This window comes from Moraxella caviae (assembly GCF_002014985.1).
GTDB classification, from domain to species: domain Bacteria; phylum Pseudomonadota; class Gammaproteobacteria; order Pseudomonadales; family Moraxellaceae; genus Moraxella; species Moraxella caviae.
Window position 1 is genome coordinate 1 of sequence record NZ_MUXU01000082.1, and the last position, 3,698, is coordinate 3,698.

6 protein-coding genes are annotated in these 3,698 nt (G+C 41.2%); 5 read left to right on the forward strand and 1 reads right to left on the reverse strand.

The genetic code is table 11. The annotated features are described in order from the left end of the window. Positions 1 to 56: 56 nt before the first annotated feature. The 5 genes from B0181_RS10855 (at position 57) to B0181_RS10875 (ending at position 3,259) form a co-directional block, all read left to right on the forward strand. Positions 57 to 680 (forward strand): ATP-binding protein, encoded by a 624-nt coding sequence (locus tag B0181_RS10855; RefSeq protein WP_078277512.1) that lies wholly within the window; start codon positions 57 to 59, stop codon positions 678 to 680. A 10-nt stretch (positions 681 to 690) separates the two neighbouring features. Further along, positions 691 to 1,398, forward strand: coding sequence for a hypothetical protein (locus tag B0181_RS10860; RefSeq protein WP_078277513.1), 708 nt, complete (start codon positions 691 to 693; stop codon positions 1,396 to 1,398). 11 nt (positions 1,399 to 1,409) lie between these two features. Beyond that, positions 1,410 to 1,796: a hypothetical protein gene (locus B0181_RS10865; RefSeq protein ID WP_078277514.1), complete on the forward strand. Its 387-nt coding sequence runs from the start codon at positions 1,410 to 1,412 to the stop codon at positions 1,794 to 1,796. 198 nt (positions 1,797 to 1,994) lie between these two features. Then, positions 1,995 to 2,960 carry an FAD-dependent thymidylate synthase gene (locus B0181_RS10870; protein ID WP_078277515.1) on the forward strand — a complete coding sequence of 322 codons (966 nt, stop codon included), beginning with the start codon at positions 1,995 to 1,997 and terminating at the stop codon, positions 2,958 to 2,960. A gap of 8 nt (positions 2,961 to 2,968) precedes the next feature. Further along, positions 2,969 to 3,259 carry a DNA-binding protein gene (locus B0181_RS10875; protein ID WP_078277516.1) on the forward strand — a complete coding sequence of 97 codons (291 nt, stop codon included), beginning with the start codon at positions 2,969 to 2,971 and terminating at the stop codon, positions 3,257 to 3,259. Here the strand turns inward: B0181_RS10875 and B0181_RS10880 are convergent. Next, positions 3,254 to 3,698: tyrosine-type recombinase/integrase (locus B0181_RS10880; RefSeq protein WP_158078973.1), on the reverse strand; the 445-nt coding region annotated here is incomplete at its 5' end. The two genes, B0181_RS10875 and B0181_RS10880, sit on opposite strands and share 6 nt — an antisense overlap.

Genomic DNA, 3,698 nt, shown 5'->3' on the forward strand with positions numbered 1-3,698 from the left:
GGCGTGGTGATTGATGGCGTAACGCTCGTGCAAAATAAGCATGTAAGGATTGGGTGATGGCAATCGGTGCATTTATTTTAGGTCATAGCGGAAGCGGTAAATCCTTTTCGCTAAGAAACCTACCGCCCGAGCAGGTCGGATTTATTAATGTAGTCGGCAAATACTTGCCCTTTCGTGGAGCAAGTTTTAAACAGGTGGTAACAGATGATACACGCTACATTCAAGATTTGCTCGTCAAATCCACCAAGCCCATTATTGTCATTGATGACTTTCAATATCTGATGAGCAATCAGTTTATGAGAGATAGCGACATCAAAGGCTTTGATAAATACACGCAAAATGGCAAAAACATTTGGGAAATCTTAAATATCATTAACTATCAGATGAAGCCCTATCAGCGTGTGTATATTCTAAGCCATACCGATGAAGTAGATGGCAAAACCAAGCTAAAAACCATTGGTAAATTGCTGGATGAGAAAATCACACCTGAGGGCATGGTCGGCATCGTGCTACAAACACACATCGAGAACGGCGAGCATTTCTTTTTAACGCAAAACAACGGTTTTACCACCGTTAAAGCCCCCTTTGAGATGTTTGCTGACCGTCTCATTCCCAATGACTTAAACGCTGTAGATGATGCCATCTGCGACTATTACAACCTACCCAAAACCCTAAAATAGGAGCAATAAAATGAGCTATTTTTTCACACGCAACGACCAATCCGCCAAAAAAGCAGGTGGTTCAAGTCGCCTATCCGCCCATGAATTTCATGCCGCCAAAATCACCCAAGCGTACTGGGGCGTATCACAAGGCGGTGCGAAATTTTTAAGTGTGAATTTTGTCAATGCCAATAATGAGACCGCTGATGACATCAAGATTTATTTCGAAAATTCAAGCGGTGAGCAGCTGTCAGGCTATCATCAGATTAACGCCATACTTGCATTTAATAACATTGCAGGACTTAATCAAACACAAGGTACTTACAAAACTTATGATTTTGAAGCTGGGTGTGTGGTAGATAAGCAAGGTTTGATTGCCTCTGAGATGATTGGAGCGTATGTGGGCGTGATTTTTTCAGAAAATCACTACAACGGTCAAAACGGCATTAAGCACAATCTAAACCTATCAGCCGTGTACCATCACCAATCCACCCAGAATGCCAAGCAGTTTTTGGAAAATTTACCACCAGCACAAGGGCAAATTGAAGGCTCTATTGCTTATGCTAAAAAGTCATCTGAGAACAGTCGCAATGCAGCCGAGCGTGAAACAAACAAAAATAATGGCAGCCCAACGCAAGGCTACCAACGACAGTACCCACAAGGTATGATGGCAAGTCCTGACACCGCCATGCAACGACCACCACAGACAGTGTATCAAAATGATGACATTCCATTTTAAGGAGCAACACAATGACCGACCAACTACAAACCGTCATCGCAAAAATTGAACACGCCCTAAATGCGTCAGATTTGGGGCTGTCCATCGGTCAAATTCAGACCGCCACCAAGCTGTCTAATAAGACCGTAAAAACCGCCTTAAAACACATGAATGTTGAGTTTGACGGCGTAGGCTATATGCTTAAAGCAGTTGAAAATGATGTTACTTCATCACAAGCTGAAATCTTGCATGCTAAAAAACGAAACCGCCCTTTTACGCCCAATCCTTTTATGGGTTACCAAGTAGAAAAAGGCAAAGTCAAAATCTTTTTAAACCGCCGTGCCAGCTCCAAGACCTTAACCTTGACCAAAGATGATTTGGCAGAGCTGGTGAATGCCGTGAATAAATTAGGAGAATGAGAATGAATTTAACCCCACAAGAAGCGTTACAAGCCATTATTGATGGTAAAGGATTAGAGTGTAGATGGCGAAGTGGTTTTGGGGGATTGAGATGTTAATTTATAAAGACGGTTGGGCGAAATATGTTACGATTGGTAATGCCGTAGCTCTTTTTGTAGTCCAACTGATTATGGTGATTTATTATATTGGAGATAGAAAATGATTAAAGCAACTATTATCGCTGACAGCGTGTCAGCACACACAGGACAGCGTATTACGACTTTTGAATTAGAGTATCATCGCTTTATTCACAGCGAACTCATGACGCATCGTCAGTTCAGTCGTAATGCTGCGTCAAGCCGTGCTATCCCCATTGATAAGATGATTGAACAGGTGCAAACCAACCCTGCCATACCTGTTCATTGGGGATTGAATCAAAGTGGTATGCAAGCAAAAGATGAACAGGCAGATATTGATGCTTGTAACGAAGCATGGTGCAATGCAAGAGACTCAGCCATTCATCATGCTTACCAGTTAAAGAATCTTGGTTTACACAAGCAAATCGTGAACCGTGTACTTGAACCATTTCAAATGATGAAAACACTGGTTACTGCGACCAACTTTGACAATTTCTTTAATCTGCGTTGTCATAAAGACGCACAACCTGAAATTAAAGAACTGGCTGATAAGATGTATCAAGCAATGCAGGAAAGTGAACCTAATGAATTACGAGCTGGCGAATGGCATACACCTTATGTGAACCACTCACGACACGGTATTGATGATACTCTTGAATATTACATCTGGGATAATGATGAGAATATCAGATACTTGACCACAGAAGAAGCCATCAAAATCTCTTGCTCATGTGCAGCACAAGTTAGTTATCGCAAGAATGACACAAGCATTGAGAAAGCACTGGCTATCTATGATAAGTTAGTTAATAGTGAGCCAGTCCACGCTTCAGCATTTGAACATTGTGCAACACCGATTGATATTGAAAGTACATCAGACGGTATTACACATTTCACTATTGATGATGTACCTTGCTCGGGCAACTTTACCAACTGGGTGCAGTATAGACAACTTATTCCCAATTACGACTGTAAGGGATATAGCCCCAAAGGGTTTGATAAGACAACAACACGCATGGCAACGCTATCTATTCCACACGATAATTGTTAGGAGTATAAATGTCAAAACTAAAAACATTAACCCCAGAACAAGCCAAATCCGAGTCCGACCGCTTTTGGTCGGCAAGCGATGACGCTGTTTTCCCGCCCATTACGATTGCGATTATTTTAAATAAGTCGCTGTCGTGGCTACAAGCCAAACGCTGTAATGGGGACGGCATTCCTTTTATCAAACACAGTAAAAAAGTTATTTATTACCAAAAGTCAGATGTAATAGATTACTTAAATAAATTCGGCAAAGTGCCACATACTTCTGACCCCAATTATTATAATTATCAAAAAGCCCTATGATAGGGCTTTTTTATTATATTCATCTAATAAATATTCTCGCCATTCTCCCAATACGGTACTTTCAATTTCATTCATTGCTTGGCGTAGTTTTTTATCGCTGATTTGCACATATCCTGCCGTTACATCGTTATCGTCATCTTTGTGGTTTAGCAGGCGTTTAATTGTATATTGACCGTAATCTAAATTCTCGGCAATGCTGGCAAATGTGCGGCGTAAATCGTGAAAAGTAAATTTGACACCACATTCATTATTGATTTTTTCACGCACTTTGGAGATATTGACAATGTGTCCGCTTGCAGATTTGGCGGACGGAAATACCCAATTTCCTGTAATATATTTTCGTCTTTTTTTCATTAAAGCCCACAATACATCGCCCATTGGCAGGGTGTGAGGTTCGCTATTTTTTGGGTCAATAGACGAGGTGACGTACTCCCCTCCC